The following is a 26,956-nucleotide window of genomic DNA, read 5'->3' on the forward strand; positions in this document are numbered from 1 at the left end:
TTTGGGTATGTTTGGCGGACAGGATATGTCTAAGATGATGAAGCAGATGGGCATGGATATGGAAGAGATCGATGCCGATCGCGTAGTAGTAGAAATCGGAGATAAGAAAATGGTTTTTGAGAACCCTCAGCTCTCCAAGATATCGGTTCAGGGCCAGGATATGTTCCAGCTTCAGGGAGATTACTCTGAAGAGGAAGATGTCAGCGGCGAGGACGTGCAGCTGGTTATGGAGAAGACCGGTGCTTCCGAGGAAGAAGCGAAGAAGGCCTTGGAAGATAATGACGATGTTGCAGGCGCAGTAATGGACCTGCAGTAATTTCTACTTCTCAAATTTTTTCTCTAATTTTACTTTTCCTTCTCAATGTACTCCACGTATTTGGAGTATGCAGGCCTTGTGACTGTGATTCCGATCAGGATTCCGAGGATTGTTGTTGCTGCGAATCCGTGGATTGTCTGAAGTGCTGCGCTGGATGGGCCTACTGCTGAGGTTACTATTGATACTGCTAGCGCCATGCTTCCGATTGCTACGAAGCTGTAGTTTGTTCTTCTGCTGTAGAATGCGTAGCCTATGAGGCTGGCACCCGCGATTCCGATCAGTATGCTTGCTGTTCCTGCGCTTAGGATTGGGAACATTGCTCCGATTGTTGAGGCTGCGGATGTGAAGATTACGAAGAATGCTCTCTTCATTCTTTCTGAGACGCTTCTTACCTGTTCTTTACCAGATTCGTCCGTAATAATAATCTGGTCGTCGACTCCCGTACCTACCGCGGCGATAATTCCAGCGATTGCGGACAGGCTGATGCTGCCTAGCTGTGTGAACCAGCTCCAGAATCCGAAGAGGATGTAGACTTCCGAGGCCCCTGTCAGAACGATTGGAAGTGCGTATCTTATGTCGTCATATCTTACGAAGACCAGCAGGCCTACAGCTACTAGCGATCCTATAATTGCAAGGATTGAGGCCAGCATGAACTGCGATCCCAGTGCTGCTGATATACGGGACACGCTTTCGATCTGTACAGGCACAGGCAGTTTACCTGATTTGAGTATTGTTTGAAGTTCTCTGGCGTTGTCACGGGCCTCTGATGGGCTTGCTCCTGTTGCTGAGATGGAGGATCTTGTGCTGTAAGGTTCTTCTCCGAGGCCTGATGCTACTGTTAGTGCATTTCTTAGTTCGCCGTCGACGTAAAGTCTTAGTCTTGCTGGGCTGCCGTCGTCAAGCTGTAGCTGTGAGTTTTCGCTTGTAATAGATGGCAGGTAGTTGCTGAAGATTAGGCCTGTGTCCATTGCTGCTTCTTTTTCTAGCTGGATTGGGAAGCTTGTTCTGAACTGGCTTCCTGATCCTCTTGTTCTTCTTTCGTTCCAGTTGACTGAGAGGATGTCTTCTCCGTTGTATGCTATTACTTCAAGTCTGCTGACGTCTTCCGTCGAGTTCTCATAGAAGAATGTTGTTTCAGCTGCTGTGAATCTGTCTTCTGGCTGGAAGACTCCTATCTGGTTGAGGTTGCCGTTTGTTACTCTGCTTACTGTTACGTTCGAGCCTTGTTTCTGGAAGTTGAGCTGTGTTTCGTTCTGATAGTTTACTGTCAGATTCTTTGAGTCTCCGACGTTAAGTGGCATTCGGGCCTCGAAGCTTCCTTGCTGGCTGATAAGTTCTCGTAGCTTGGTCTGGTTAGTATTTGCTGTCTGGAGCTGTATCTTGTACTGGCCGTCTCCCAGGTCGACTACTCTGACCTGTGCATCTCCCAGATCGGAGCTTGCTATTCTCAGGCCTAGCACGTCTTTAACGTCTGTTGCCACGCTCTGTAGTTCCTGGCCTGTGGCGTTGGTCTGTGGTGTGAGGAGCATTCTTGTTCCTCCGGAGAACTGGATTCCTGTTCTATCCTCCAGCTGCGTGGTCATTACTACGTCTCCGTTCCTATTTTCGTATGATGGGCCTATCCACAGTGTTGAGATTCCGAGTGCTAGAAGTAGTACCCAGATTCTCCATTCTTTCATGAATTCCTTTACTTCCATTTTATCATCTCCTCAAGGTTGTCGAAGTCTCCATCGACGTATTTCTTCAGTATTATTGCGTTTCCGAACCATGTTAGCGGCATATCCGCCAGTAGTCCGATAAGCATTACTGCAGCAATATTTGAGAGCTCTGAAGGCCCTACAATCAAGTATGATACTATGAATAGTAGTGTGAATCCTGCTATTCCTCCTGAGCTCATTGTTACTCCTGTTTTGACGGAGCTCCACATTCTTTTTCTCAGGCTCTTTCTTTCTCTCTTCAGGACTCTTGTTGATAGTACAATGTCTGTGTCGACCGAGTATCCGATAAGCATCAGTAGTGCCGCGAAAGATCCGAGCGTTAGTTGTATATTGAACAAGGCCATTCCTGCTAGCGCTACTATAATGTCTCCTGCTGCTGCAAATATTACTGCAAGAGAGGGTACTACGTCTTTGAATGCTGCGAAGATTACCAAACTCATTATCATGAATGCAAGTGCGAATGCGATCGAGGCCTGCAGGAAGAACTGTCCTGAGACTGCTGTGGATATTGATGAGAAGCTTTCTGCTGTTGCATTGTAGCCTCCTTGCTGCATTATTGTCTCGGCCTGATCAGAGTCGTTGATGCTTGGTGGAGGAATCTGTACTACAAGCTGTGAGCCATTTCCGCTCTGTGTCTGCAGTCTTAAAGCGTTGACTCCAGAATATCCCTGTTCTGAGAAAACTGATTCAACGTCGTCCGTGTTGAAGTCTCCCTGGACGCTGTATGTGACCTCGGTACCTCCTGTAAAGTCCAGGCCTTTGCCGACGACTTCTCCTGTAAATGCATAGTTCGCTACCAGGATCGCCAGTGCTACAAGAATTATGGCTACTGGTATCTTCAGGTATTTGTCGAAGTCGTCGTATATATTATTGAATCTTTTTTCGAGGTCCACGAAAAAGTGTCAGTTAGAAGGTTTTTAAACCATTTGGCACCTCTACGTATGGGTTCATGCAAGCAATAAAAAACATGTATGCCTAATTCAGGGACAGGGCCATGTCTTATAAGGAAATGCTCAGCGAAGAGAATATTAAGGAGAAAGTAAGTCCAAAAAACTTGAAGAACTACTGGGGCGGTTTCGGTATTACAGCTATCTTTGCCCTGGCCTTATGGATCAGATATCTTCCTGAGAGAGGTATGCAGCATCTTCAGGCCCTTGACCCTTACTTCATTTTCAGACAGGCCCGTCACTTGGCTCTTTCCGGAAATATTCCTATGACTGATTTCATGCGTTACTTCCCTTACAACGCTCCAGCCTATGGATTAAACCAGGGAGACATTATTTTCCCAGCTATAATGTATCATATGGGGCCTTCACTATTTTTCGAGAACTTTCTGGAGTGGGCGCAGTTCTACCCGGCATTTATGGGAGCCATCAGCGTTGTAATTACTTACTTCCTTGGTAAAGAACTCTATAATAGAATAACAGGCCTTTCATCAGCATTCTTCCTTGCAACAATTGCAGGAGTCATGCACAGAACCTCAGCAGGCTTCTTCGAGAAAGAGCCTCTAGGAACAATGTTTATGATGGTCTCTCTGTACTTTTTCGTGAGAGGCTGGAAGAGAAAGGAGTACCTCTCAGGCGTTCTCTCAGGCCTTGCTCTTGGCGCATTCACTATCTCCTGGGGAGGATCCAAGATGCTTTGGATGCTACTCCCTATGACAGTAGGCCTTGTAATGCTGCTGAATGAGGACATTGATAGACTTGTCAGAGTTTATACTCCGACAGTAATTATTGGAGCAGCTTTCGGTTCATTCTTCAACCCTTCAAGATTCTGGTTTACTGGCGATCTTGCTCTGGTCAACTTTGGAATGCTTGGATTGTTGTGGAGTCGATACATGCTTGGAGAACTGGAGTGGTTGAGTGAGAGACAGCTTTCCTATTATGTTCCCAGTGTTTCAGTTCTGGGGCTTATAGGCCTTCTTCTCTCACCTCTGTACTCCCAGTTCCTTGCTGACAAGTTCTTTGGTCTGCTGTCTAAGGCTACAGGCGCAGGAGGAACAAGCGTAGTACTAAAAACTGTAGCAGAGAACCAGGCTACAGGGTTCTCGACACTGGTTTCGAGCCTGAGAACTAGTTACTCTCAATCTGTATTTTCAAGCCTTGGTGTAGGTTTCCTTTCCAATATAGGAAATATTACTGGCGCGCTTGAAATGGCCTTAATTGGAACTGCATTGATCAGCACAAAGCTTATTCTGATGCTTTTGAAGAAGTTTGGCTATGTCAAATCAGAGATCTCCGGAAAGGAGTACTATTCAGCTTTCGGAGCAGTCTTCTCAGGATGGATTCTGTTTTTCATCAGCTTCTTTGAAGGCTTCCTTATCCCCGGGGTGCTTATTACAATTGTAACACTTGTAAGCTACGTTGCTATGGTCCTATACACAGATGAGGACTCCATGTTCTCCATCTCAATGATGGTACTAGGATTTGTTGCAGTTACACAGCTAATGATGATCAGCGGAGGCCTTAACTCAGCTAGAGTAGCTATTGGGCCTACTCTTGCAGTTCTAGGTTCTATTGGAGTTATCTACTTTTCAGAGAACATGAAGACTCACAAGATAAACGTTGAATGGTATCACATGTTGCCAGTGCTCTGGATGTTGACTAACTTCCTGAGTGCACTGGCCAAGTCACGACTTATGACGCTAGCAGCATTCCCTGTCGCATTTACCGCAGGTATTGCCGTTGGAAGAGCCTTTACATGGGCTAAGACTGTTGATCTATCGGACTTTGTTGATAGACAGACAGACGTGGTAAGAGTTGTAATTATCGGAGTAATTGCTCTCTCAGTCATCCTTCCTAACATTGCAACAGGCTTTGCTTCTGCAAGCGGTGTAGGAGGTTCGCCTAACAGCCTCTGGATGCAGAACCTAGATTACATGGAAGAGAATACCGACAATGGATCGGTCATTCTCTCCTGGTGGGACTACGGATATCACTTCCAGACAATCGGCAGAAGAGCTACAGTCGCTGATGGAGGTAACTTGAGGTATTACTCGGAAAGTAGAGATCATGCTAACTACGATCTTGCCGATTTCCTTGCAGAACCACCGGAGAACAATACAGAGTTCCTTGAGAAGATGTCTGCAGACTACATTGTGCTAGATCACTCGATGATTGGCAAGTACTCTGCTGTCAGCCAGATACACAATAGAGATAATGAGAACTTCAACTCTATGCTTCAGCTTTCGACAAGCAGAGATGTTACCCAGTCAACATTCTCTCGGGGCAATGAGACTCTGGTAAGATTTACTACTGGAGGCCTTCAGGTTTACGTGCCTACAAACGTGTCTCAGGGCCGTCTCGATATTACGGGGACTCCAACTGTGAGGACTTCTCAGGGCCAGCAGCCTGTTGGCTGTATGCTGAGCGAGTCCGAGGGAGTTGTCAACTATGATGTTGAGAACCCTGTTCAGTTGAGAGGATTTGGCGAGGTCTGTATTGCGGAGAGTCCTTTCTTCACTATGGAGAGGGCCTTTGTGACTGCTCAGAGGCAGGGAACGAGACCTCAGTCTGCTCAGATGGTTCTGGTTCCAAGAGAGATAACGGATTCAGTACTTGTCAGACTTTACCTGATGAACGGTGAAGGTGTTGACTATGCAGAGCCTGTTTCAGGAGGTTCAAACGGTTACGTGAGAATGTGGGAAGTTGATCAAGAATGATCTATCTAGTTGCTTCGCTGGCGGCAGGATTCCTGGTTACTTTTCTAGGAGTTCCTTTCGCCAGGAAGTATCTTTTCTCCTCTGGAATTTATGGAGTTGATCAGCAGAAAGAGGATAGGCCTCGACTACCTACTTCTGGCGGAGTAACAGTATTTTTCGGTTTTCTTGTATCAATGACTCTCTATCTAGGCCTTATCTCCTTCATGTCAGCTCCACCTGTTGATGTATCTCTACTGCTTGCGGCTTTAAGTTCTGTATCAATAATTGCACTGATTGGTTTTATCGACGATATTCATATCAGAATCGATGAGTACGTCAAGGAAGAGTATGAGATTGACATAGAGATCGATGAGAGCGGTGAAGAAAAAGAACGGCATATAGAGTTTGACTTACCTTTGATAGATGATATTGCGAAAGGCACAGAGGTTCACCGCGAAGGCCTTTCACAAATTCCTAAAATGCTGTTTGTTCTGCCCGCAGTATTTCCTCTGATGGCGGTCAGGGCTGGTTCCTGGAGCATGAACTTTCCTCTAATTGGAACAATTGAATGGGGGATAATTTATCCTCTTGTACTGCTTCCTCTGGGTCTACTGTTTGTTTCAAACGTTGTTAACATGCTGGCAGGGACTAACGGCCTTTCAACAGGCATGTCGATGATTGCAGCATTTGGTCTTGGTGTAATGGGTTATTTGAGCGGTAGTGTTGAGGCCCAGGTTATTGCCTTCAGTCTAGCTGTTTCTCTAGCCGCATTCTTCTACTATAACTTTTATCCGGCCTCTGTGCTCCCCGGCGATTCCTTGACTTATCTTTCAGGGGCGGCCCTGTTCTCTGTAATTGTTATTGGCAACATGGAGAAGTTTGGAGTGTTTATCTTTGCGCCGTGGATTCTTGAGTTCTTGTTGAAGTTGAGAAGTGGTTTTAATGCTGCTTCATGGGGAGAGCTCGTTGATGGAGAGTTGAGGCCTAAGTATGAGAAAAATTATTCCTTGACTCATCCTTTGATGCGTAGAGGTCTTGGTGAGAAAGAGATTACTCTAGTACTGATGGCTGTTGAGGCAGTGATTGTTGTTGTAGGCCTTGTACTGTTTGGAGTTTACGGAGTTCTCTAAGCTATTTTTCTTGGTCTTCTTCGTTGTCTCTTGCTTCTTCGTAAGGGTCCTCTACTCTGTGTAGGTCTTCCGGCCTGTATGGGAATGAGATTTCCAGTATTTTGGCTACCTGTGTGTCAATGTTCTGGATCTGGTGTTTTTCGTTGGATCTGATGACTGTTGCGTTACCTTTCTCCAGTTTCTGGATTCCGCCTTCTTTTCTGATCTGGGCGTTTCCTTCTTCAAGATAGATTATGTCGGATTGGTCTTCGTGGTAGGAGTAAGAAGTCATTTCGTCGGCATCGATTACAAGTCTTCTGATACCTAGCATTCCTACGCGGTCTCCAACGTCTACCTGGGTGCTTAGAATGTGTTCTTCGTATCCCCAGGGCTTCTCGATTCTTCCCATAAGAAGAAAAAAGGAATAAAATTTCTTATAGATGATTCCTGTAGTACTCTACAGTTTTCTCAAGGCCTTCCTCAAAGGAGTGCTTAGGTTCGTAGCCTAGATCTCTCTTTGCTCGGCTGTAGTCGGCCTTTGTAGTCATGACAGGATTGTCTCTCGGATGTTCGATGTGTTCTGGTTCTATCTCTGTGCCGAGGGCCTGGTTCAGTTTCTCAACCAGAGAGTTGAAGTCGATGTCTCTTCCTGTTCCAATATTGTAGTACTCGCCGTCGGTCTCTTCCTTTCTCTCTGCAGCCAGATAGTTGGCTCTTGCAATGTCCTTGACGTATGTAAAGTCTCTGCTCTGGGTTCCGTCGCCCCATATGACAGGTTGTTCTCCGTCCATCATCTTCCAGAGGAACTGGGTGACCACGTTGGCGTACTTTCCTTTTCCTTTTTCGTGAGGGCCGAATACCGAGAAGTATCTGAGGCCTGTGAAATGCATGTCTGTCTGCTGAGAGTAGACTTTGGCGTAAAGCTCTCTGCTCATTTTTGAGGCCGTGTAGAGATTGGTTGGGTATTCCCCATTGTCTTCCTCATGTGGAGGTTCTACGCTTCCGTACATAGACGAGGTTGATGCGTAAACTACCTTCTCCATATTTTCCTCTTCCTTGGCGGCCTCGATTGTATTGATGAATCCTTCAATATTTACTCTTGCGCCTTCTGCCGCGTCATCTTTGTGCATCGGGCTTGAAGATCGCGCAGCCTGATGGAATACAGTGTCACAGCCTTCAATGGCCTCTCTTACAGTTTCCATATCGAGTACTGATCCTTCTACAAACTCTACTTCGTCTTTGATTTCTTCAAGATTTGATTCTTCTCCAAGGTAGAGAGAGTCAAGCACTACCACTTCAACTCCTTCCTCCACCAGTTTTTCCGCAATGTTGGAGCCGATAAAACCTGCTCCTCCAGTCACTAGTGCTTTTTCCATAGTATCTATTTCTCCACTATATCTCGTTTGATTAAAAACTCTTTTACCGGATCCGTAACCTCCTTCTGCTCTATCTCACTGTAAGATAGCCATTCCAGATACTCCGCCTCATCGTTGGGCTCAAGCTCCACATCCTGATCCTCCAGTTCAACAAAGTAAAGATGCCATCCATGAATATCAGCACCTCTACGGCATTTATCATCTATTTCTCCTTCAAAAACCAGCTCGGCATTTTCTTCATCGAGCTCAAGGCCTGTTTCCTCCCATACCTCTCTCATAGCGGCCTTATCAGGGTCTTCTCCTTCTTCTAGATGGCCTGCTGGGATGCTGTGTTTGTAAGGGTATTTTCTTCTCTTGAGCAGAAGGTATTCTCCTTCGGCCTTGATTACTGCGCCAACGCTTTCATGGATAATCTCTCCATCCTCCTCTCTGTGGACAAGGCCTTTGTTTTTGATTATTCTAGTGTTTTTGTGGCCGTTTTCACAAACGTACTTCTCTCTTCCTTGTTCGTCAACTACTTCGATTTCCTCAGAGCTACATTCTATGCATTTCATGTTTACCAGTTTAGTCTGAGGCCTTTACAACCTGTTCCTCTGATGGTTTTTCCTGGTAGAATGGCATTCGTGTGTCTGATGGCATGCTCTGTATCTCGAAGTCTTCTGTGTCATCCCAAGTGTAGAAAGGAGTTCCATCGAGATGGAATTTTGGCACTCTGTCTGTTTCCGGACCGTAGCGTGTGACTATGTGGTCTGGATCTCCTCTTTCCTCTATTACTCTGTGAGGGACGTTTGGCGGCACGAATACTGCGTTATCTCTGTCTGCTACAGCATATACCACGCCATCATTGTTCTGAGCTGATTGAAGCGGGTCTTGTTCATAGTCAAAGTCTGGGCCGGCCATTCCTAGTACTAGTGAGCCATTTCTTGCTCGGTATACTTCCCAGCCTGATAGGTGGAGGTGCCACTGTTCTTTTTCCTCGAAGTCGTAGTTTTGGTTGTCTTTAAATTCCCATGGAGATCCTATGGAGTGTTTGAGGTAGAATCCTCCATCATCTTTCTGATCTGGACCCATAAGGAACGGCGTATTATAGTCTAGATCTTCTGCTTCGTTGAGACGTTGAACCATGTCCTCTGAGAAAGTTATGTATTCTCCAGATATCTGTTCTGCTGGGCCGAAGTACATTTCTCCTTCCGAAATATTTTCTACAGCCCCGCCTCTTAATTCTCCATCCCGGAGTGCGAAGAGGCCTACCTCGCCTGAAAGCGCCTGGTCAACATCTTGCCATTCGTTTTCTGTATCAAGCTTTCCTACGTCAAAACTCATTCGTAATACAAAGTATTACGTTATTATTTATAAATTCTTGTTCTATAAGAGAACTCTGATTTCAAGCCTATCGATCGATATCCTTCCACTTCCCACCGTAGATATATCCTGATAGAAGGCCTTCATCCGCAAGGTTCTCAAAGGCCTTTTCCAGAGATTCTGCCTCCAGATACTCGAATATATTGCTTTCCAGAATGTATGTTCCCGCATTGATCAGCTGTGATGGTTCCTCTCCGGCCTCCGGCTTTTCCTCGAATCCCAGGATTTTTCTTCCTTTCAGCCTGGCCACTCCGTAATTGGAGGGAGATGTCTCTGTTGTGAGAGCCATTGTAGCATTGGAGTCCTCCTCTCTGTGAACTCTCAGCATGTCTTCGAGGTCGACATCTGCCACGACGTGGCCGTTTAGAGCGACGAAGGTTTCGTTGACCTTTTTCTCGGCCTTTGACAGTGCTGCGGCCGTACCCTCTGACTGATCCTCTATATATTCGAGAGTCATGGTTTCATAGCTTGAGCCAAACTGCTCCTCTATCTCTTCCCTGTTCTGGCCTGCAAGGAGTATTACTCTTGAGATTCCTTGCGTGGAGAGGTTGTCGAGTATGTGGCCTAGAACCGGTTTTCCCTCGTAAAGATTGAGTGTTTTGTTTTCCGGATCCCCACAGAGAATTACTGCTGTATTGAGGCCTTTACCTTTGAAGTATTCCTTTGTAATCTTTTCTACAGTCTGCGACCTATTTATATCGCGGCTTTCGGCCTCTGCATCGATTTTTTCGACTAAATTTTCATCGAGAGTGAGGGAAATCCTCTTTTTGCCCATGTACAAAGTTTCCACGTTGATATTTTAATGAATGAGGCCTAACTTTGAGGTATGAAGATTGGGATTACCGGTGGCGCAGGATTCATAGGATCAACCCTTGCAGAAGAACTAAAGGACGAACACGAAGTTCTTGTGATAGATAACTTTTCTTCAGGCCGTGAGGAGAACGTGCCGGAAGGAGTAGAGGTTCTCGAGTTTGATATCAAGGATGAAGGCCTTGAAGAGTTTCTGGAGGATGTTGATACTGTTTTTCACTTTGCCGCCAATCCCAAGGTAAATACGTTCCCTGACGATAGAGAGAAGGATTTTGATGAGAACTTTGTCGGCACCAAGAATGTTTTAGATGCCTGTGTCAATGCAGATATCGATGATGTTATTTTTGCGTCTTCCTCAGTGGTTTACGGCGAGGAGGCCGAGATTCCGACTCCTGAAGATCACAGGCTTGATCCTATTTCTATGTACGGCGCTACAAAGGCCGGTGACGAACACATGGTGCAGGTCTACGGCCAGACATTCGGTATAGATACCACTATCGTCCGACTCGCGAACATTATCGGAGGGAAGAATCCTAAAGGAGTTATCTACGACTTTGTCCACAAGCTGGATGAGAATCCTGAGGAGTTGACTATTCTCGGGAACGGTAAACAGAGAAAGTCCTACATCTATATTGAGGATACTGTGAACGGTATCCTAAAGGCCTGGGAGTCTGATAAATCAGTTTTCAATATTGGTTCTGAAGATTCTATTGATGTCGATAGTATTGCGGAGATTGTCGCTGACGAGATGGGTCTTGATCCAGAGTTTTCGTATACCGGCGGCGATCGCGGCTGGACTGGCGATGTTCCGGAGATGAGGTTGAGTATTGAGAAGTTGAAGTCTGAGGGCTGGAGGCCTTCGAGAAATTCCGCTGAATCAGTAAGGAAGACTGCTCGAGAGGTAATTGAAAACCTCTAAAGGTCTTCACTATTTTGCAGTTCTGTCTCAGGCGTTATATCTATCTCTACAAAGTACTTCTGGCCGTTGACCTCAAAGAATCCGTTCTCATGAGGAGGAAAGCTCAGAGCTCTCAGCCTGTCAATCAGGTCGCCGGCCCGCACCTTCTCATCCAGATCGATCTCAGCAACATCATCCAGTTCATTCCTGTAATGAGTCTGGCCTGTGGAGAGATCCTGACTGCGGCCTTTTACTCCCTTCTTGATCTCAGGCCAGGCCTCTTTGAACAGCAGAACTGATTCGGACTTCAATCGCTCATAAAGATCTTTTGCAGTATCCTCTGGTTTGACAGGAACCTCCATCTGGTCGATGATCGGACCTTCATCTATTCCTTCCGCCATGTAGTGTATTGATACTCCTGCAGGGGTTCCATCAAGTAGAGGCCACATATAAGGATATGAGCCACGGTTGTAAGGCAGGAGCGATGGATGTACGTTGACTACTCCTTTCTCCGGTATCTCGATTATCTCTTCCGGCACCTTGTGCTCGAATCCTGCAGAAATAACGATTTCGGGTTCAAGCTCTTTGATAAGGCCTAGCTGATCTTTTTCTGTAAGTAAGGCCTTTACTTCTACATCTTCTTGCTGGTTCAGCCAGTTGTAGATCTGTTCTCCAGCATCGTTGATTCCCAGAAATACTGCTTCCATAATTTTTACCTGTTGTCGCCACTTCCGTGTAGTTTGTCGCGTTCTTTCCTGTCCAGCAGCTTATCTAGATTTCTATCAGCGATATCGGAGAGGTCATAACCTAATTCATCTGCAAGACGCGTTAAATACCAGAGGACATCTCCAAGCTCATCTCTGGTTTCCTCTCCAAGCTCTTTGTCATCTCTGATCGATTTCTTTACTTTTTCAGCTACTTCGCCGGCCTCACCGTTAAGGCCTAATGCCAGATAGCTTATTTTCTGATCTTCAGGGTAGATAGCAGTCTTCTCCGTACCTTCCTGGTAGGTGTCAAACTCCATACAGAAAATTTTCTGTCTTAGATATTTATCTTGCAGGCTTAGAGTTTACTCCTCGAGTTTTCTACGTTCTGTATATTTGTCGTATTCTTTATCGCTGGAGACGATCTTCTCTCCATCGGATTTTACAAGGTGAAGAGCATCGAAAGGCGTCATTTCTTCCTGCTGTACGTAGGCTGCAGCAGACTCAATGTCTTTACTGTCTCCTCTAACTTCCAGAAGTTCAATTGTCTCGGATACAGTCTTCAGGACATTTCTATCTTCTCTATAAGCCACAAGCATCAGTTCAAGCAGAGTATATTCTGATGTCCACAGATCTTTCCTGTTCTCCCTGTATATCTGCTCTGCTTTATCCGAAAGCCAGTCATCTTCCTTTAGAAGTGCGAGAATAAAATCTGTTTCAACATACATCAGTTACCTGCCTCTTCCATACCCTGTTTCAGCGCTCCCTCTTTCAGCTCATCTGCAGACTTGTCCACACCCTCAAACTCCTCTCTAAGCGTCTCCAGAGGATTATCCGATACAGGAACCAGCACAATACCATCATCTCTCTCGACGATATGGAACTTCTCCCCGAACTTCTCACGAAGATCCTTCGGAATATAGACACGGCCATTATCAGCAGTCGTTACCATAGAGAAAGAATTAATGTCAAAATTTAAGTTATTTTAGTAAAGTATCCCGAACAAACTTGATAGAAATAAAGAGAAGAAAAAAGGCCTCACATGTAGCCAAGATCTCGTAGCTTGTTCATGATCTCTTTTTCATCTTTGTTCTGGGCCCTACCTGCTCTTTCCTTTGTGTTCTCTACATCCTGCAGCCATGCAGGAATTTCGTCGGACTTGTCTGTTGAAATCTCTGATCCTAGGCTTCTGAATCCTGCCCAGTACTTTGGACTGATAGGTACGTCGTCCTGTGAAAGGCCTTCCGGCAGATCAGCTTCTTCTTCAGGATACTCGGAGATCTCTACTCCTGTGATGTCTGGTACCATGTGGAACCATGATGCGTCCCAGATGTCTCTTTCTGTAAGCTGTAGGATCGGGTGTACTCTCATGTGTTCCGGGTTGTCTCTTGGAGAGTAGAAGTCTTCGTCGCCTCGGGATTCGTGTTCATCCCACCGGACTCCATTAATTACGGCCTCGATTCCTTCTTCCTCCAGTAGTTCGTTCATAGGAACAGTCTTGAGAAGGTGGTTTCCGGATTCCGTGTCCATAAGCCACTGAACCTCTTCAAGTTCTTCGTCGATTCTCTTGGCCTCTTCCTGGTTGCGGTCGTTGAGCTCTGCGACAGGCACATAGTCTCCTGGTTCGTCGGCCTGGTCGATTAGATCGTCGTTTCTTGCGACCATGACTTCGAATCCCCAGTTTTCAGCTAGTCTTTCAACGTACTCTTCAAGTTCGTCAAAGTGCTGGCCGTGGTCCACGAACATGAATCTTGGTTTCTCAATGTCGTGTTCCTCGCAGACTCTCTTGACAAGCCATGCGGTTACTGTGGAGTCCTTTCCTCCTGTGAAACCGATTACAGTATTGGAAGGATCGTACTCTTCCAGTGCTCGCTTGACGACTTCTTCTCCTGCTCTGATTTTAGCTTTTAGTGGTGCGTTCTCAATTTCGTCTCGTGTTACCGGTGCTTCTGGCATTAGTGAAAAACCTCCGTTTTTCTGGTAATACAGAAATGCTGTGCATTTCGCATTATGTGTTTCACCTAGTTCAAGTAGCCTAGATCTTCAAGCTTCTGAGCGATTTCCTTGGCCTCATCATCAGAGAGATCCTCGGAACTATCCTCAGACTCAGAAAGCTCCCTTAACTTATCCTGAACAAACCTGGAGAGATTAATATGATTCTCATCCACAAACTCCGCCAGATCCTCAGGCAAGGAAATAGTCTTCCTCGGCATAATGCATAACTTATGCAAGATGCTTCTTAAAGGCCTCGGCCCGGACGAAGTTTAAACAGTTTATAGGAATTAAGATTACGTATGAGCGATGCCGATCAAAAAGCCCTGAACGCACTGGCCAAAGGAGCCGGCGTAACAGCTATCGGCATGATGGTATCAAAGGCCTTGACCTATCTCTACCGGGTTTCAATCGCACGATATGTAGGGCCTGACGCATACGGTCAGCTATCCCTTGCACTGATGGTTACAGGAATAGTAAGTACCGTAGCATACCTGGCGGTGGGTAACGGCCTGAAGAAATTCATACCAGAGTTCAGAACCCGAGACGATATGGCCAGCATCAAGGGAATAGTGCTGAATGCTCTAGAACTTACAGTTCCTCTCTCACTTGTTCTGTTTGGCCTTGTGTTTTTCGGCGCAGAGTTCATAGCAACCACTTTCTTCGATAATACAGCAATAATACCTCTGATCAAGATCCTTTCATTCACTATTCCTATTGGAACTCTTGTCAGCATATTCTTCGATACCACGCTCGGATTCAACAAAATAATATACAAGACAGGAACCGTCAGAATACTGCAGAACGTTGTACAGCTCGGAGTAACCCTGGCCCTTCTATTCCTAGGATTCAACGTAGTGAGTGCAGCTTGGGGATGGTTGGCAGGAACAACACTCTCCGCCATACTCGGATTCTACTTCATGGAGAAGAAAGTCGGGCCAATACTCTTCTCCGATGTAAAGGCCAAACATCATAGGAAAAAGCTACTCCATTTTTCAGCCCCTTTGCTTCTATCAGGAATAATAGGAACTCTGCTAGGATGGGCTGATACAGGAATGCTGGGATACTACATGACAGACTACGAAGTAGGCCTGTACAATGCAGCGCTACCAACAGCAATGCTGATACTACTTCCTCACAAGGCCATTGGTAGTTTGGCAATCACATCCTTCTCCGAACTAAAGGAAAGAGATGCAGAAAGTATAGAGGCCTCAATGCAGACTGCAACCCGATGGGTATTCTCACTAGTACTTCCAACATTCCTTATACTGCTTCTTTTCTCAGAAACCATCCTGCAAATCCTCTGGGGTGGCCAGTACACAGAAGCATCCTTCGCGCTCTCAATCCTAGCCTGTGGATACCTAATTAACGCAACTGTTGGCAGAGTCGGTAGCTTCCTCAACTCCACAGGACATACAAGATACATACTCTACAACAACATCGCTGCATTAACGCTCAACCTCATCCTAAACATCCTACTGATACCTATCTACGGAATAATAGGCGCAGCAATCGCCACAGCAACATCCACAATCCTGACGAATGTATTGATGTTCGCAGAGGTCTGGAGAAAAGAAGACGTAGTCAGCATACCATTCACACCAGCACTCAAAATAACGATTACAGGCCTACTTGCCTTGTTGCCTGTTATAGGTCTTGACAGAGTTTTATTCAAAAATACGCCTTACTGGTTCCTGGTTCCTGCTGGTTTGATTTATGGCCTAACATATATGGCACTATACCTGGCGATAGTAGGTCTAAGAGAGGAAGAAAGAGAAGTACTAAAGAGAGTAGGAGAGTTAATAGGGAGAGAAAAGGAAATAGAGAAAATTCTAGGGCTAATTATCTCTTAGATCGAACTCTCTGTTGGCCTTTCTCAATCTCTCCGGAGTGCCAACATCTATACGAGTTCCGATAATATCTCTGTAGCCAACATTATCATTTCTCTGTCGGAGAATATCAATGGCATCGGTTAGCTGATATTCTCCTCCTTTACCCTTCTCGACGTCTTCTATGGCATTGAAGATCTCTGGCTCAAAAACATACATACCAGAGATAGCGATATCGGATGGCGCCTCATCTTCAGAAGGCTTCTCAACCATTCCCTTCACTCTGTTGTCTTCATCAACATCCAAGACGCCGTAAGAAGTTACATCATCAGGCCTGAAAGTTCCGATTGTAGTATCAAACTCTTTATTGCTGTGGAATTCAACCAGATCTTTCAAAGCTTTTTTATCATCGACATAATTATCGCCAAGCACAACTGCAAAAGATTCTTCACCTACAACATGTTCTCCTGCTTTTACAGCTCCGGCAAGACCATTCCTATCATCTTGAACAACATAGGTTAGCTGAACTCCATAATCATCTCCGGAACCAAGGTAGTCTAGAATAGCATGCTGTTTCCATCCAACAACGATCACAATATCGGTGATACCTGCGTGTTTCATATCTTCAATGCAGTGTTCAATTACTGCTTTCTCACCTACAGGAAGAAGTTCCTTAGGGTACGCATTTGTAAACGGTTCCATTCTTGTGCCTTTACCGGCAGCCGGAATCAAGCCTTTCATAACACAGAATAATGGCTCTTGATATTTTTTATGCATACGCCTCTAAACTATAGATATGGATATCAGCATTGTAGGAACAGGCTACGTTGGGCTGCCAGCAGGAGCAGGCCTCGCATCCAAAGGCAATCACAACGTAACATGTGTCGATATCGACGAAGAAAAGGTAGAGAAGATAAACAACGGAGAATGTCCTATCTACGAGGAAGATCTACCGGAGCTCCTTGAAAAAATGGTTGAGGACGGGAAACTTTCTGCAACCACAAACACCAGCGATGCTGTACACAACTCTGAGATAACCTTTCTTGCAGTAGGCACCCCTATGCAGGAAGATGGAAGCATCAATCTTGACTACATCAAACAGGCCGCGGAAGACATAGGAGAGGGCCTGAGAGATAAAGAAGAATATCATGTAGTTGTGGTCAAGAGCACGGTAGTGCCTGGTACAACTGAGAACGAAGTAATACCTAGAATTGAGGAAAAATCAGGTAAGAAAGCTGGCGAAGACTTCGGAGTATGTATGAACCCAGAGTTCCTGCGAGAAGGAACAGCACTGAACGACTTTCTGAATCCAGATAGAATTGTAATAGGAGAACTTGACGAAAAATCAGGAAGCAAGATAGAAGAAATGTATTCCGCGTTCGACGTACCGAAGATAAGAACTTCTCTACAGGCAGCAGAACTGATAAAATATGCATCGAACTCTTTGCTTGCCACCAAGATCTCATTCATCAACGAAATTGGAAACCTGTGTAAGGAACTGAATATTGATGTATACGAAGTAGCAGACGGAGTAGGCCTCGACCACAGAATTAACAGAGACTTCCTAGACTCTGGAGCGGGCTTTGGAGGATCGTGTTTCCCTAAAGACGTCAGAGCGCTGGCCTCATTCATGGAAGAAAAAAATCTTGACCCAAAAATACTGAATGACACCATCCAGGTAAACGAAGAACAGAAAACCAAACTCGTCGAACAACTACAAGACCACTATCCAGATCTCTCAGGTAAGACAATAGCAGTACTAGGTCTAGCATTCAAACCAGGAACCGACGACATAAGACAGTCTCCAGCAATCGATATAATCTCCGAACTCAAATATCTCGGAGCAGAAGTGAAGGCCTATGACCCAAAAGCAATAGAGAACATGAAACAAAAACATCCAGAAATCCAGTACACTTCAAACTATGAAGAGGCCTTAAAAGATGCTGACGCAGCCCTAATAGTAACAGACTGGAAAGAATTCAACCAGATCTCACGAGAAGACCTACAGGAAATGAACAAGGCCTTGATACTGGAAGGAAGAAGAATGGAATACAAAATAGACAAAGAAAACAGGAAGGGAGTGACGTGGCCATGAAAACTACAGTAAGTTATCCTGTAGGAGGTAGCGATTTCGCTGAAAAAGCACTTGACCTCACTAACTCAATAAGGAGAAATTCGGATGAAGTAAAGATAGTGACAGGGATAAGAGAAGAGGAAAAAGATGAGATAGATGAAGAAACATTAAGAGAGATAAAAGAGAAGACAGAGATGCATACTATAAGAAGATCAACAGAAAAGTATCCTATTAGTGCGAAAATATCAACCATGAAAAAGGCCTCTGAGGAGGTAGATAGCGATATATTGATACACCTAGATTCTGATGTTTTTGTGGTAGACAATATTGAAGACATATTCAAAATCCGAAATGATAAAGATTTTTTGGCTAAGCCCGTAGACTTTGGAAACCAGCATTATGCATGTAAGAAAAGCTTTAAACAATGGCAAGAGATTGCTAACGCTCTTAACAAAGATTTTAAAGGTTTAAAATATAGGAGCACTATAGATAACAACCGAATACCTCCCTACTTCAATGCAGGCGTCGTTGTATCATTCAACGATGAGTTCCCTAAAAGATGGGCTCAGGTAACAGACAAAGTATATGAAATAACTCAGAGTCGTTATTCCGACCAAATAGCATTAGGTCTACTGGAGCAAGAGTTTAAAAGAGGAAAAATAGAAGAGAAAAAAAGTTACAACCTGCCAGGACACTTTAGAGTTCCAGAAAATGTGGAAATACTAAGATATGAAGATTACAATCATTTATTAAGATTAAAGGCTGTTTTGCGCTCAAACATAGAAGAAACCATAGATTTAGAGAATAAGTGGGAGAGTGAAAGAGACAGAGTGCGCGGACTGATTAAATCTTATAAGTTCTATCTATCTCTTCACTACCGATACCTGAGAAAAATACCAAAATTTTAGAAACAGCGCCATGAAAACAAAAATCTACAAGAGGTACAAGTATGATGTATTTCCTCGGATAGGACATCTTCGAGGTACAACGAGAGTTAAAGATATTTTAGAGAAAATAGCTCAGACAGGTATAGAGAAGATAGATGAGGAAAATATAGAGCACATTTATGAGAAGGACTGGGATAATCTGATTATTCTTGATGCCTCCCGACATGATACGTATCAAGAAACACTGAATCCTGATTCTGATAGCAGGATAACTGCTCAAAGCCATTCAAGAGGGTTTATTAGGGAAAATTTTTCAGAAGGAGATTGGTCTGATACCGTTGTCATAACTGCAAATCCTTTCTACAATGAAGAAGAGTTTGAGAAACTGGTAGGAGCGAAACCAGAGGAGATTTTTGAAACAATTTTTCAGGTCTGGAATACCGATTGGAATGAAAAGCATGGTACGGTAATGCCAGATAAAGTGGTTGAAAAAGTTAAAACCGCGGACAAACTATTCCCCGAAAAGAGAAAGATCATTCATTTCATGCAACCTCATTACCCTTTCATTAACTCCAATATAGACGATACTAGCTTCGAAGACGCGGTTTTGAAAGAAGATTATGATGATATATGGGAGAAAACGGAGAAAGGTGAGACAGAACCAGAAGAAGTAAGAAAGGCTTATCTGGACAACCATAATACTGTTGTGCAACACGTTGAGAAAATTCAAGATCTTTTAGACGGGAAAACAGTAGTAACCGCAGATCATGGAAACCTGCTAGGAGAGAATGGTTTTTGGGGGCACCCCGGCAATTCTAATCTAAAACCTCTGAGGAAGGTTCCATGGGATGTGTTACAATGAAAGTTTTGATGACTCCTTTTGTTGAGAATCCTTATCAGTCTATACTCAAGGAGAAGTTGGAGGATAGAAATATAGAAGTTGCTTCTGAAAAGTTTATTCCCGGATATAAACTGTTTTTAGAGGTTCTAAGCGAATGTCCTGACGTTATTCATTTGAACTGGGTTGATAGATTCTATATTACTACAGACGACGTTTTATGGAAAAATTTGGCCGCAGGAGTCTTTTTTAGTTTTAATTTGATCCTAGTCAGTTTTTTCACCAGGATTGTGTGGACTGCCCATAATAAGCATAATCATGAAGAAAAGTCTCCTAGATTGGATTGGATAATGAGAAAGTTTGTTTTCTGGATTTCTGATAGTGTCCAAGTTTGGGAGAAGAATAGTAAGAGGGAGTTGTGCAAGTATTTGAATGTGAGTGATGAGAAAATAATTCAAATTCCGCACGGAAATTACCTTCCTGTTCACCCCGAGGAAAATCTTCCAAGCCAAGAGAATGCTAGAAAAGAACTTAATCTAGAAATGAAATCTAAAATTATTTTATTTTTTGGCAATATCAGGCCTTACAAGCAGGTTCCTCTACTTGCTGAAAAGTTTGAAGAACTGAAGGATGATAATTCAAAACTCTTAATTGTTGGTCGTGCCAGACAGCAAGAAACTAAAAACAAACTTTCTACTATTGCTGAAAAAAGCGAAGATATTGAATTCATAGAAGGATTTATTGATGAAAATGATGTTCCTCTATATTTCAGAGCATCAGACATAGTAGCCCTGCCTTTCCGCGACATCTTTAATTCAGGCAGCATTATTATGGCTATGAGTATGGGAAGAGCAGTTTTGACCCCTAAAATAAAAATAATTAATTCTGTGGTTCCTAACAGCAATATTCTTTACGAGAATATTAGTGAGGGAATGAAGAGGCTATTTAGCGAAGATAGGAAGAATATGAGAAAAATTGGAGATCAGAACCTAGAACATGCAAAATTAGAAAATAATTGGAACGAAATCACTGATAAAACAGTAAAAATGTACAGAGCCTAGATTTGACCTCCATACAGTATCGAGGCCTTGTTTTGGAGTTCTTCTGGTATATCGATAGGACTGTTTTCTGTCAGGTCTTTGAATGGCCAGGCCTTTTCTCCATCGGTTGTTAGGTCGTATTTTGCTTTTGAGTTGATGAGTGAGAAGCTTTTGCGGTTGTATATTTCTTCGCATCCTTCTGGTATTTTTCGTCCGAACTGTTTGATGAATCCTTTTCTGCCGAAGTATTCGGAGTTCAGTATTTCTTCACTCCCTATTTTGCCGTCTTTGATCAGGTTCTGTATTATATCTATCACTTCTGTGTGGCTGTAGAGGCCTTTTTCATCTATTTTGAGCTCTAGTTCTTTTCCTTTGCTGAAGATTATGCATGGGACTTCTATGAGTTCCTTGTATGTTCCTAGGTGGTGGCCGATCAGTTTGGTTCCCTGTTGTTCGTATTCTCCTATCAGCTCGCCGTGATCTCCGATAACTACGAATACTGTGTCTTCTGGGGCTTTTTCATAAAAGTCCTTTATTTTTCTGTCTGCGTATCTTATGGAGGCCTTGTATGCTTTTTCTCTCGTTTCTAGTTTTCTGTCGGAGAATCCTTCTGGAAGGTAGTCTTCTATTATCTTGGTCTGTGAGGCCTCCATTATCTCTTTTTCGTTGTGATCGGCCAGGAATTCTTCTCTATCTTCTTCATCGAAGGTGTATGGCGAGTGTACGGGCATGATGTTGACGAAGACGAATTCGTCTTCCTGTGATTCAAGTTTTCTATTCGCTTCTTCCAAGGTCCTCACTGTTTTACCTGAGTTATAGTCTGCTTCTCTTGAACTGAATTTGTCGATTATGTGGCCGAGGAAGCTTTTTGCCGATTCGAGATCTTTTTTCTTTACTGTTTCTTTGAAGAAGTACTTGTATTTTTCTCTTCTTCCTGAGAACTCATCGTCTTTTTGCCATATCTCTTTCCAGGTCTTGCCACCGAGATCTTCAGTGGTCTGCACAAATTCCTGAAATCCTTCGGCGAATCCTGTTTCTTCGGTTATCAGATGGTTTTCTGTGAAAGCAGAGGTCTTGAAGTCTTCTGACTCCAGCACTGAAGTCAGCCTGTTTTCCTCGCTGAAGTAGGTATTTTCCGTTGTTGTGCCGTGTTCAGAAGGAAGTTTTCCTGAGAAAAGCGAGGCGTGAGCTGGTACTGTCCACGGTGAACTGGCATAGTAATGTTCGAGGTATATGTCTTCTTCTGCTTTCTCTGATAGGAATGGAGCTATTGATCTATCTTTTACGAAGTCCTTTCTTCTCCAGGTGTCGACTACTAGAAGAACGATATTTGTCATTTTAACACGTCCTTGGCCTTTACAGCCAGCTGCATCATGTCAAGGCCTGTGGTTCTTCTAACAGTATAGAGAGTCATTAGTGCATAGGCCTCTGGTTCCAGTAAATTGTTCTTCAGGGTTTTAGAGAGATGTCTTCGGACGCCCTCATTGTCACCGAGAGTGTACTGTTTTTTGGCTCTATTGAGATGATGTTGTGCTTTAACTTTACTTCCTGCTTGATCAAGAAGCTCTGAATATTTTTCCGTTATTTTTTCACGGCCTTCGGTGGCTATATCCATCTGAGAGCTTTTAGAGTTATTTTCTTGTTGATATCTTACCAGTGGCTCGTCTATGTATCCAAATGTACATCCTTCTTTGATCAGTCTGATCCATAGATCCCAGTCCTCGCCGCTGGGTATATCCTCGTCGAAGCCGTCTATTCTCTCCAGGTACTTCTTTGTAACTGTTACTTTTGATGGGGATCCTATCATGTCTTTTTCAAGTATGTCTTCAAGACCTATCTCTCCTCTCTTTCGGACTATATCTTTTACCTCTCCGTCTCTGTACATTTCTATGGCAGAGTAAACTGCGTCATACTCATTGTTTTCAAAGGCGTCTAATTCTCTTTCCAGTTTTTCCGGCTTCCACCAGTCATCATCGTCTAGAAACGCAATGTATTCTCCTTCTGAGTTCTCTATACCTAGATTACGGGCAGAAGATACTCCCTGTTTATCACTGTTGATTAGAAGTTTTACAGAGAATGATGCTTGTTCTCTAAATTCTTCAACTATTTCACGGACTTTTTCCCTGTATTCTTTTTCAGGGTTATCATCTATTACTAATAGCTCAAAATCTCTGTATGTCTGACTTTTGATGCTATCAAGAGCTCTAACAAGCTCATCTGTTCTCTGGTATGTCGGAACTACAACAGAGAATTCAGTCAATTTTTATCCCTTCTACTTCCAGCCATGGGACTGTATACTGTTTAGGGTTATCGCTTTCTTCTTGGTGGCCCCAGTCATTGTGTTCTCCAAGAGCTTCTCCGTGATCTGCTGTGACTATTACGTTTCCATCAAGTTCATTGACAAGTCTTGCCACCTGCTCCAAAGCCATCCTCAGATCCTGCTGGTAGTAATCTCTGACTCCATCTTCTCCTATTTCCTGGACTAGTGCTCCCCAGTGCGGGTTTTTCAGACCTACCATGTTCTTGATCTTCCATCTGGTTCTGTAAGGTAGCTTCCAGAAAAACTTGCTCCAGTAAGGTCTCGTTGTCTCAATAAGATCTCTTTTCAAAGTAGTTTCTTCTTCATATTCTTTACCCTCTGCTAGAGACCCTACTTTTTCGTGATCATCCCAGGGCTTTGATTTGACAGGACAGCTGATATAAGGCCTGTGTGGCTGTATATAGTGTATTATCATTTTTCCGCTGTTGTCCTCTTCCAGCGCAATATCTGTTACATCTTCAGGCCTTACGGTGTTTTCTTCTTCGTCCCATTTTATGTCCCAGACGTCTATTATTTCTGTGAACTTGTTGACTGCGTTCCAGTCCTCTTCGTATCCTGGCATCTGGTCCTGATGGCTTACTCCTTTACCGTTGCAGTAAGGATTGGCTGAGATATACTTGTAGTTGTAGCGTGAGGTAAATGTCTTTCTCAACCATTCGGGGGTTGATGTTCCTTTTGTTCTTTTCTTGGAGAGATTTCCTTCAAGGAAGTCCTGATAGTTTTCTTTGAAAAAGTCATACCTGCACGCATCTAGAACAATCAGATAATCCCAATCTGTACCATTTACATCCTGTGTTTCAAGTTCCATATCTGTCACTTATGTCTGTATTTATTTAGAGGCTACTCAAGCATGATTTTTATTTTGGTTTCAAGTTCTTCCTGATCTTCGAAACAATCAGATTCTTCAGAGTGACATCTCTGATCTGAGATGAACTGGAAATCTTTCAGGTGCGAGTTTATTACAAGGCCTTTATCCTGTTTGATCGCTGCCTTCGAGCTGTTGTAGGAGAACTTTTTCTTCAGGCCTTCGAAATTCTCTGTGTTATTTTCTTCCTGCATGCTGGCCATCTCTTTCCATCCTGCATACTCCGAGTATACCGTCTCGCTTGTCTCTAACTCGCCACCTAGTATCAGTTTTTCAAGTTTCCTCCAGGAAAAGTTTTCCTCAACAGTTTCGTTAGGTATTCCATCGCCAGCAACTATCAGCGGAACACGTATCGATTTCTCCCATATTCCACATTGGTGGAAGTATGCACCGTGTTCTCCAAAGTTTTCCCCATGATCACTGGTAACTATGAAAACCAGGTCATCCAGTTCTTCATTAAGATAATTATACAGTGATTCCAGTTTATCATCAAGATATCTTATAGATGAATCATAGAGATCGATTAATTCTTGATCGCTGCAGCTAGGGAAACCCTGGTAGAATATATCTGGTTTTTCGGAGTTAAGATGATCTTTCATGTGTCTGGAGATTTTCTCAGATGCGTTATCTGTAAACTGTTCTGCGTACTCTTCTGGGGGATTGTAAGGTAGATGAACATCTGTATAGTTTATGAACAGGAAGTTAGGCCTATCTCCAGCTTGGATTTCCTTCCGTGTTATTTCTTCTATTGTATCAGCTCCTCTGCTCGAACCTCCTGTGATTTTGCTGTGAATAAGTTTTAGGCCTTTTCTTAAGGTTCCTATATCCGGGTTTTTCAGGGCTTTTATTGCTGCTCTTAGCAAGTCCTGAGAGTTTTCTGTATCGAAGTCAAAGACTTCGTGGAAAGATTTGAAACCTCGATCAAAATTAAGGTCTGCTGAAACAAGGCTATTCGCAGATATTCCTACAGTATTGTATCCTTCTTCAGAAAGATCCTCTACGAAAGATCTTTCATCAAACATCATCGAACCTGTGGTAACATCATGTTCTGAAGGAAGCTTGCCACTGAAAAGAGATGCATGAGAGGGAGCTGTCCACGGAGCATTGGTATATGCGTTCTCCACAAGAAGATTTTTTCCAGCAAGATCTGTCAGAAAAGGCGCAGTATCTCTATCATAACCATAGAATGGCAGGTGAAATGCAGAAAGAGTGTCTGCAACAATAAGGACAACATTCTTATCGTCAATATCTATTTTACTCATTTATTTTCTCCTCGTAGTCTCTCACTAACTGTTCAAAGCTTTTATCCTGAACTACTTCCACATTCTCATAGTTCTCTTCCAGCCATTCTGCAAAGTTTTTCTGGTGGCCTCCTGCATGGCTTGAAGGCCTTACTATGACTTTTTCTGCAAGGTTTGCTGCTTCATAACTTGTCATTCCTCCTCTAGTTACCACTGTCTCAGTTCTCCCCATCAAGTCCAGGAACTCGCTGTGTGAAATGTCTTTCCAGTATTTTTCCTGTAGCTCCGGATCGTTGCTGGAAGGTATTATCAGTAATTCGTTGTCCTTTTCCCCGGATTCATGTTCTGAAAAGTCTCTGAACTGGATGATCTGTTTGTTCTCAACCCTCTCTGTATCATACTTATCAAGTAATTCGTCCTGGGACACCCATACACGCGTATTAGATAATTTGGAAAGCATCTTTGGTGTAAGAGATGGCTGTTTCGTCCTGTTTTCTGCCTCTACAGCTATCACGTCTATGCCTTTGAGGCCTGCGATAAGGCCTATAGGAAAAGAAGTGTTTGCTCCGTAAGCGACTACTTTTTCCGGCTTTTCTTCTCTCAGTATTCTCCAAGATCTGTAGAAGTTTTTTAGTGTTCTTAGAGGTCTGTAGAGTTTTGCTCCTGTAGGCCTGAAACTTGGTACTCGATAGATCTTGTCTGCGAAGCTGTAATCGTATTCGTCCTGGTGATCTGTGACTATTATGTATTCTGGATCCTCTATCTCCTCTTCGATTCTGGCCTTGATTGCTGGTGTAGCGGTTGCATGGCCTGAATGTCTTGAACCGAGCATTATCTTAGTCATAGAATTTCAGCTTGTTGATGTAGTTTTTGATGACATTTACCATGGATGAGCCTGCTGCCTGTTCGATATGATAGACATAGGCATCAGCTGTTTTTTCCTCCAGCCATTCCAGAGTATGTTCTTTGGAAGTCATTTTTTCGACGTTTCCTGATGCTGTGGCCAGGGCAAGTGCATACTGTTCCCTATGATTCACTTTTCCTCTCTGGATATCCATCTCCTGGAAGTATTTCAGCCATTTATCCTCGAGGCCTCTGTGAAAACCGTTTTTGAATATCAGGAAACCGGCATTCGGCATCCAGTCAGTATAAGGCTCTTCATGCTTTTCGAAAAGAGGTTTCCATTCCTCTTCCTCCGGAGGTTCCTCAGGTCGGGCCTTGAACTCGAAGTCTCCTTCAAGAACATCCCATATATTATTGCCAACTACAGTATCACAGTCGAGAAATACTACGTTTTCTTCTTCTAGTGAGCAGAGGTTGATTTTCTCTCCGTAGTGTCTTTCTGGAAGTGATCGTGAAACGTTGAAGGCCTCTGTCTGGTTTTCTTTCTTGATTATTTCTGCGCCCGTCTCCTCGAGAATTTCTTCATCTTCTTTGTCGTACGGAGGTGTGTAGAATATCTTGATCTGTTCTGGTTCGACATGGTTTTTCAGAGTCGCTATCGATCTCAGGCATTGCTGGACCATTTTGTTTCTGCTGCTGAGCGTGTATACAAAAGCTGTTTTTTCTCTGTCAACCATGCAGTAGTATTGCAACTGCATTTATTTAGGCCTTTACAGAGGTAGATTGCCAAAATATCATACTAGTGAGAGCAGGAAATTGAATATTGAGGAGAACATTGACTTGGCTACGCTGCCGATTGCGACTATTGTTCCTGCGAAGAATCGGGCCAGTGTTTTCTCGATGTTTCCAGGCCCGTGGTCATGACTGCCTCCGTGGTGACTCATCTATACTGAAGTAAGTATTATGAATATTTATGAAATATTCGTAGGCCTGGATTTTTTGCCACGTAGAAGGTGTAAAAATTGCTTTCTCTTATTTAAAGACTGGTTTGTTCATGTAATCTCCACATGAAATCAGGGGGTGCGGAAGGATTT

Annotated in this window: 30 protein-coding genes; 9 read left to right on the plus strand and 21 right to left on the minus strand. The window is 43.7% G+C overall.

From position 1 onward, the window contains the following. Positions 1-25 precede the first annotated feature (25 nt). Entirely contained in the window at positions 26-316 is a 291-nt protein-coding gene (locus tag HBNXNv_RS05910; protein ID WP_347720753.1) for a nascent polypeptide-associated complex protein, read from the plus strand. Positions 317-345: 29 nt separating this feature from the next. On the opposite strand, the gene HBNXNv_RS05915 is transcribed toward HBNXNv_RS05910, so the two are convergent. After that, entirely contained in the window at positions 346-2,013 is a 1,668-nt protein-coding gene (locus HBNXNv_RS05915) for a preprotein translocase subunit SecD family protein (RefSeq protein WP_347720754.1), read from the minus strand. Next, positions 2,004-2,927: a protein translocase subunit SecF gene (locus tag HBNXNv_RS05920; protein WP_347720755.1), complete on the minus strand. Its 924-nt coding sequence runs from the start codon at positions 2,925-2,927 to the stop codon at positions 2,004-2,006. The genes HBNXNv_RS05915 and HBNXNv_RS05920 overlap by 10 nt, the downstream gene beginning before the upstream one ends. A gap of 101 nt (positions 2,928-3,028) precedes the next feature. Between HBNXNv_RS05920 and HBNXNv_RS05925 the strand changes: the two genes are divergently transcribed. Together HBNXNv_RS05925 and HBNXNv_RS05930 are read left to right on the plus strand one after the other, a co-directional pair. After that, positions 3,029-5,695: an STT3 domain-containing protein gene (locus tag HBNXNv_RS05925; RefSeq protein ID WP_347720756.1), complete on the plus strand. Its 2,667-nt coding sequence runs from the start codon at positions 3,029-3,031 to the stop codon at positions 5,693-5,695. Then, a complete protein-coding gene (locus HBNXNv_RS05930; protein WP_347720757.1) occupies positions 5,692-6,804 on the plus strand; it encodes an MraY family glycosyltransferase in 1,113 nt (370 codons plus the stop codon). Before HBNXNv_RS05925 ends, HBNXNv_RS05930 begins: the two co-directional genes overlap by 4 nt. Before the next feature lies 1 nt (position 6,805). Here HBNXNv_RS05930 and HBNXNv_RS05935 read toward each other — a convergent pair whose 3' ends face one another. The 5 genes from HBNXNv_RS05935 to HBNXNv_RS05955 form a co-directional block, all read right to left on the minus strand. Beyond that, positions 6,806-7,192, minus strand: a complete 387-nt coding sequence (locus HBNXNv_RS05935; protein WP_347720758.1) for a cupin domain-containing protein — start codon at positions 7,190-7,192, stop codon at positions 6,806-6,808. A 25-nt stretch (positions 7,193-7,217) separates the two neighbouring features. Then, positions 7,218-8,159, minus strand: coding sequence for an SDR family NAD(P)-dependent oxidoreductase (locus tag HBNXNv_RS05940; protein ID WP_347720759.1), 942 nt, complete (start codon positions 8,157-8,159; stop codon positions 7,218-7,220). Positions 8,160-8,164: 5 nt separating this feature from the next. Beyond that, positions 8,165-8,713: an NUDIX hydrolase gene (locus HBNXNv_RS05945; RefSeq protein WP_347720760.1), complete on the minus strand. Its 549-nt coding sequence runs from the start codon at positions 8,711-8,713 to the stop codon at positions 8,165-8,167. Between the two features lie 10 nt (positions 8,714-8,723). Then, positions 8,724-9,482: a hypothetical protein gene (locus tag HBNXNv_RS05950; protein ID WP_347720761.1), complete on the minus strand. Its 759-nt coding sequence runs from the start codon at positions 9,480-9,482 to the stop codon at positions 8,724-8,726. Positions 9,483-9,549: 67 nt separating this feature from the next. Beyond that, the gene (locus HBNXNv_RS05955) at positions 9,550-10,296 is read right to left on the minus strand and encodes a sugar phosphate nucleotidyltransferase (protein WP_347720762.1); all 747 of its coding nucleotides are present in this window, start codon (positions 10,294-10,296) and stop codon (positions 9,550-9,552) included. A 51-nt stretch (positions 10,297-10,347) separates the two neighbouring features. Here HBNXNv_RS05955 and HBNXNv_RS05960 point away from each other — a divergent pair, with 51 nt between their 5' ends. Further along, positions 10,348-11,250: an NAD-dependent epimerase/dehydratase family protein gene (locus tag HBNXNv_RS05960; RefSeq protein WP_347720763.1), complete on the plus strand. Its 903-nt coding sequence runs from the start codon at positions 10,348-10,350 to the stop codon at positions 11,248-11,250. On the opposite strand, the gene HBNXNv_RS05965 is transcribed toward HBNXNv_RS05960, so the two are convergent. From HBNXNv_RS05965 to HBNXNv_RS05990, 6 genes are all read right to left on the minus strand, one after another. Then, positions 11,247-11,936, minus strand: a complete 690-nt coding sequence (locus HBNXNv_RS05965) for a methionyl-tRNA formyltransferase (protein WP_347720764.1) — start codon at positions 11,934-11,936, stop codon at positions 11,247-11,249. The genes HBNXNv_RS05960 and HBNXNv_RS05965 overlap by 4 nt on opposite strands. Before the next feature lie 5 nt (positions 11,937-11,941). After that, entirely contained in the window at positions 11,942-12,253 is a 312-nt protein-coding gene (locus tag HBNXNv_RS05970; protein ID WP_347720765.1) for a nucleoside triphosphate pyrophosphohydrolase family protein, read from the minus strand. Positions 12,254-12,298: 45 nt separating this feature from the next. Next, entirely contained in the window at positions 12,299-12,661 is a 363-nt protein-coding gene (locus HBNXNv_RS05975; RefSeq protein ID WP_347720766.1) for a type II toxin-antitoxin system VapC family toxin, read from the minus strand. After that, positions 12,661-12,885: an AbrB/MazE/SpoVT family DNA-binding domain-containing protein gene (locus HBNXNv_RS05980; RefSeq protein WP_347720767.1), complete on the minus strand. Its 225-nt coding sequence runs from the start codon at positions 12,883-12,885 to the stop codon at positions 12,661-12,663. Before HBNXNv_RS05980 ends, HBNXNv_RS05975 begins: the two co-directional genes overlap by 1 nt. Positions 12,886-12,971: 86 nt before the next feature. Beyond that, a complete protein-coding gene (locus HBNXNv_RS05985) occupies positions 12,972-13,889 on the minus strand; it encodes a phosphoadenosine phosphosulfate reductase family protein (protein ID WP_347720768.1) in 918 nt (305 codons plus the stop codon). A gap of 65 nt (positions 13,890-13,954) precedes the next feature. After that, complete coding sequence (locus HBNXNv_RS05990; protein ID WP_347720769.1) at positions 13,955-14,146, minus strand: hypothetical protein; 192 nt, start codon at positions 14,144-14,146, stop codon at positions 13,955-13,957. Positions 14,147-14,227: 81 nt separating this feature from the next. Here HBNXNv_RS05990 and HBNXNv_RS05995 point away from each other — a divergent pair, with 81 nt between their 5' ends. Next, complete coding sequence (locus HBNXNv_RS05995) at positions 14,228-15,778, plus strand: flippase (RefSeq protein WP_347720770.1); 1,551 nt, start codon at positions 14,228-14,230, stop codon at positions 15,776-15,778. On the opposite strand, the gene HBNXNv_RS06000 is transcribed toward HBNXNv_RS05995, so the two are convergent. Further along, positions 15,764-16,531 carry a sugar phosphate nucleotidyltransferase gene (locus tag HBNXNv_RS06000; protein ID WP_347720771.1) on the minus strand — a complete coding sequence of 256 codons (768 nt, stop codon included), beginning with the start codon at positions 16,529-16,531 and terminating at the stop codon, positions 15,764-15,766. The genes HBNXNv_RS05995 and HBNXNv_RS06000 overlap by 15 nt on opposite strands. 19 nt (positions 16,532-16,550) lie before the next feature. On the opposite strand from HBNXNv_RS06000, the gene HBNXNv_RS06005 reads away from it, so the two are divergent. Genes HBNXNv_RS06005 through HBNXNv_RS06020 form a run of 4 tightly spaced genes read left to right on the plus strand, consistent with a single transcriptional unit; the run spans position 16,551 to position 20,614 of the window. Further along, positions 16,551-17,849, plus strand: coding sequence for a UDP-glucose dehydrogenase family protein (locus HBNXNv_RS06005; protein ID WP_347720772.1), 1,299 nt, complete (start codon positions 16,551-16,553; stop codon positions 17,847-17,849). Then, entirely contained in the window at positions 17,846-18,736 is an 891-nt protein-coding gene (locus HBNXNv_RS06010) for a glycosyltransferase (protein ID WP_347720773.1), read from the plus strand. The genes HBNXNv_RS06005 and HBNXNv_RS06010 overlap by 4 nt, the downstream gene beginning before the upstream one ends. Before the next feature lie 10 nt (positions 18,737-18,746). Then, positions 18,747-19,577: an alkaline phosphatase family protein gene (locus HBNXNv_RS06015; protein WP_347720774.1), complete on the plus strand. Its 831-nt coding sequence runs from the start codon at positions 18,747-18,749 to the stop codon at positions 19,575-19,577. Further along, positions 19,559-20,614, plus strand: a complete 1,056-nt coding sequence (locus HBNXNv_RS06020; protein ID WP_347720775.1) for a glycosyltransferase — start codon at positions 19,559-19,561, stop codon at positions 20,612-20,614. The genes HBNXNv_RS06015 and HBNXNv_RS06020 overlap by 19 nt, the downstream gene beginning before the upstream one ends. On the opposite strand, the gene HBNXNv_RS06025 is transcribed toward HBNXNv_RS06020, so the two are convergent. From HBNXNv_RS06025 to HBNXNv_RS06055, 7 genes are read right to left on the minus strand one after another with little or no spacing between them, the layout of a single operon-like run. After that, positions 20,611-21,930: a sulfatase-like hydrolase/transferase gene (locus HBNXNv_RS06025; protein ID WP_347720776.1), complete on the minus strand. Its 1,320-nt coding sequence runs from the start codon at positions 21,928-21,930 to the stop codon at positions 20,611-20,613. The two genes, HBNXNv_RS06020 and HBNXNv_RS06025, sit on opposite strands and share 4 nt — an antisense overlap. After that, positions 21,927-22,853 (minus strand): glycosyltransferase family 2 protein, encoded by a 927-nt coding sequence (locus tag HBNXNv_RS06030; protein ID WP_347720777.1) that lies wholly within the window; start codon positions 22,851-22,853, stop codon positions 21,927-21,929. The genes HBNXNv_RS06025 and HBNXNv_RS06030 overlap by 4 nt, the downstream gene beginning before the upstream one ends. Further along, positions 22,846-23,721 (minus strand): sulfatase-like hydrolase/transferase, encoded by an 876-nt coding sequence (locus HBNXNv_RS06035; RefSeq protein WP_347720778.1) that lies wholly within the window; start codon positions 23,719-23,721, stop codon positions 22,846-22,848. The genes HBNXNv_RS06030 and HBNXNv_RS06035 overlap by 8 nt, the downstream gene beginning before the upstream one ends. A gap of 32 nt (positions 23,722-23,753) precedes the next feature. Continuing rightward, positions 23,754-25,040, minus strand: coding sequence for a sulfatase (locus HBNXNv_RS06040; protein ID WP_347720779.1), 1,287 nt, complete (start codon positions 25,038-25,040; stop codon positions 23,754-23,756). Beyond that, positions 25,033-25,863, minus strand: coding sequence for a glycosyltransferase family protein (locus HBNXNv_RS06045; RefSeq protein WP_347720780.1), 831 nt, complete (start codon positions 25,861-25,863; stop codon positions 25,033-25,035). Before HBNXNv_RS06045 ends, HBNXNv_RS06040 begins: the two co-directional genes overlap by 8 nt. Next, on the minus strand, positions 25,856-26,599 hold the full coding sequence (locus HBNXNv_RS06050; protein WP_347720781.1) for a glycosyltransferase family protein: 744 nt from the start codon (positions 26,597-26,599) through the stop codon (positions 25,856-25,858). Before HBNXNv_RS06050 ends, HBNXNv_RS06045 begins: the two co-directional genes overlap by 8 nt. A 57-nt stretch (positions 26,600-26,656) precedes the next feature. Continuing rightward, positions 26,657-26,806: a hypothetical protein gene (locus tag HBNXNv_RS06055; RefSeq protein ID WP_347720782.1), complete on the minus strand. Its 150-nt coding sequence runs from the start codon at positions 26,804-26,806 to the stop codon at positions 26,657-26,659. Positions 26,807-26,956: the final 150 nt, after the last annotated feature.

The sequence above is a fragment of the Candidatus Nanohalovita haloferacivicina genome, assembly GCF_029232205.1.
GTDB lineage: Archaea > Nanohalarchaeota > Nanosalinia > Nanosalinales > Nanosalinaceae > Nanohalovita > Nanohalovita haloferacivicina.

What these genes read in the sequence shown, in the direction of transcription:
- HBNXNv_RS05910 (WP_347720753.1), top strand. Translation starts at nt 26, where the DNA reads ATGTCTAAGATGATGAAGCAGATGGGCATGGATATGGAAGAGATCGAT.
- HBNXNv_RS05915 (WP_347720754.1), bottom strand. Translation starts at nt 2,013, where the DNA reads ATGGAAGTAAAGGAATTCATGAAAGAATGGAGAATCTGGGTACTACTT.
- HBNXNv_RS05925 (WP_347720756.1), top strand. Translation starts at nt 3,029, where the DNA reads ATGTCTTATAAGGAAATGCTCAGCGAAGAGAATATTAAGGAGAAAGTA.
- HBNXNv_RS05930 (WP_347720757.1), top strand. Translation starts at nt 5,692, where the DNA reads ATGATCTATCTAGTTGCTTCGCTGGCGGCAGGATTCCTGGTTACTTTT.
- HBNXNv_RS05935 (WP_347720758.1), bottom strand. Translation starts at nt 7,192, where the DNA reads ATGGGAAGAATCGAGAAGCCCTGGGGATACGAAGAACACATTCTAAGC.
- HBNXNv_RS05940 (WP_347720759.1), bottom strand. Translation starts at nt 8,159, where the DNA reads ATGGAAAAAGCACTAGTGACTGGAGGAGCAGGTTTTATCGGCTCCAAC.
- HBNXNv_RS05945 (WP_347720760.1), bottom strand. Translation starts at nt 8,713, where the DNA reads ATGAAATGCATAGAATGTAGCTCTGAGGAAATCGAAGTAGTTGACGAA.
- HBNXNv_RS05950 (WP_347720761.1), bottom strand. Translation starts at nt 9,482, where the DNA reads ATGAGTTTTGACGTAGGAAAGCTTGATACAGAAAACGAATGGCAAGAT.
- HBNXNv_RS05955 (WP_347720762.1), bottom strand. Translation starts at nt 10,296, where the DNA reads ATGGGCAAAAAGAGGATTTCCCTCACTCTCGATGAAAATTTAGTCGAA.
- HBNXNv_RS05960 (WP_347720763.1), top strand. Translation starts at nt 10,348, where the DNA reads ATGAAGATTGGGATTACCGGTGGCGCAGGATTCATAGGATCAACCCTT.
- HBNXNv_RS05965 (WP_347720764.1), bottom strand. Translation starts at nt 11,936, where the DNA reads ATGGAAGCAGTATTTCTGGGAATCAACGATGCTGGAGAACAGATCTAC.
- HBNXNv_RS05970 (WP_347720765.1), bottom strand. Translation starts at nt 12,253, where the DNA reads ATGGAGTTTGACACCTACCAGGAAGGTACGGAGAAGACTGCTATCTAC.
- HBNXNv_RS05975 (WP_347720766.1), bottom strand. Translation starts at nt 12,661, where the DNA reads ATGTATGTTGAAACAGATTTTATTCTCGCACTTCTAAAGGAAGATGAC.
- HBNXNv_RS05980 (WP_347720767.1), bottom strand. Translation starts at nt 12,885, where the DNA reads ATGGTAACGACTGCTGATAATGGCCGTGTCTATATTCCGAAGGATCTT.
- HBNXNv_RS05985 (WP_347720768.1), bottom strand. Translation starts at nt 13,889, where the DNA reads ATGCCAGAAGCACCGGTAACACGAGACGAAATTGAGAACGCACCACTA.
- HBNXNv_RS05990 (WP_347720769.1), bottom strand. Translation starts at nt 14,146, where the DNA reads ATGCCGAGGAAGACTATTTCCTTGCCTGAGGATCTGGCGGAGTTTGTG.
- HBNXNv_RS05995 (WP_347720770.1), top strand. Translation starts at nt 14,228, where the DNA reads ATGAGCGATGCCGATCAAAAAGCCCTGAACGCACTGGCCAAAGGAGCC.
- HBNXNv_RS06000 (WP_347720771.1), bottom strand. Translation starts at nt 16,531, where the DNA reads ATGCATAAAAAATATCAAGAGCCATTATTCTGTGTTATGAAAGGCTTG.
- HBNXNv_RS06005 (WP_347720772.1), top strand. Translation starts at nt 16,551, where the DNA reads ATGGATATCAGCATTGTAGGAACAGGCTACGTTGGGCTGCCAGCAGGA.
- HBNXNv_RS06010 (WP_347720773.1), top strand. Translation starts at nt 17,846, where the DNA reads ATGAAAACTACAGTAAGTTATCCTGTAGGAGGTAGCGATTTCGCTGAA.
- HBNXNv_RS06015 (WP_347720774.1), top strand. Translation starts at nt 18,747, where the DNA reads ATGAAAACAAAAATCTACAAGAGGTACAAGTATGATGTATTTCCTCGG.
- HBNXNv_RS06020 (WP_347720775.1), top strand. Translation starts at nt 19,559, where the DNA reads ATGGGATGTGTTACAATGAAAGTTTTGATGACTCCTTTTGTTGAGAAT.
- HBNXNv_RS06025 (WP_347720776.1), bottom strand. Translation starts at nt 21,930, where the DNA reads ATGACAAATATCGTTCTTCTAGTAGTCGACACCTGGAGAAGAAAGGAC.
- HBNXNv_RS06035 (WP_347720778.1), bottom strand. Translation starts at nt 23,721, where the DNA reads ATGGAACTTGAAACACAGGATGTAAATGGTACAGATTGGGATTATCTG.
- HBNXNv_RS06040 (WP_347720779.1), bottom strand. Translation starts at nt 25,040, where the DNA reads ATGAGTAAAATAGATATTGACGATAAGAATGTTGTCCTTATTGTTGCA.
- HBNXNv_RS06045 (WP_347720780.1), bottom strand. Translation starts at nt 25,863, where the DNA reads ATGACTAAGATAATGCTCGGTTCAAGACATTCAGGCCATGCAACCGCT.
- HBNXNv_RS06050 (WP_347720781.1), bottom strand. Translation starts at nt 26,599, where the DNA reads ATGGTTGACAGAGAAAAAACAGCTTTTGTATACACGCTCAGCAGCAGA.
- HBNXNv_RS06055 (WP_347720782.1), bottom strand. Translation starts at nt 26,806, where the DNA reads ATGAGTCACCACGGAGGCAGTCATGACCACGGGCCTGGAAACATCGAG.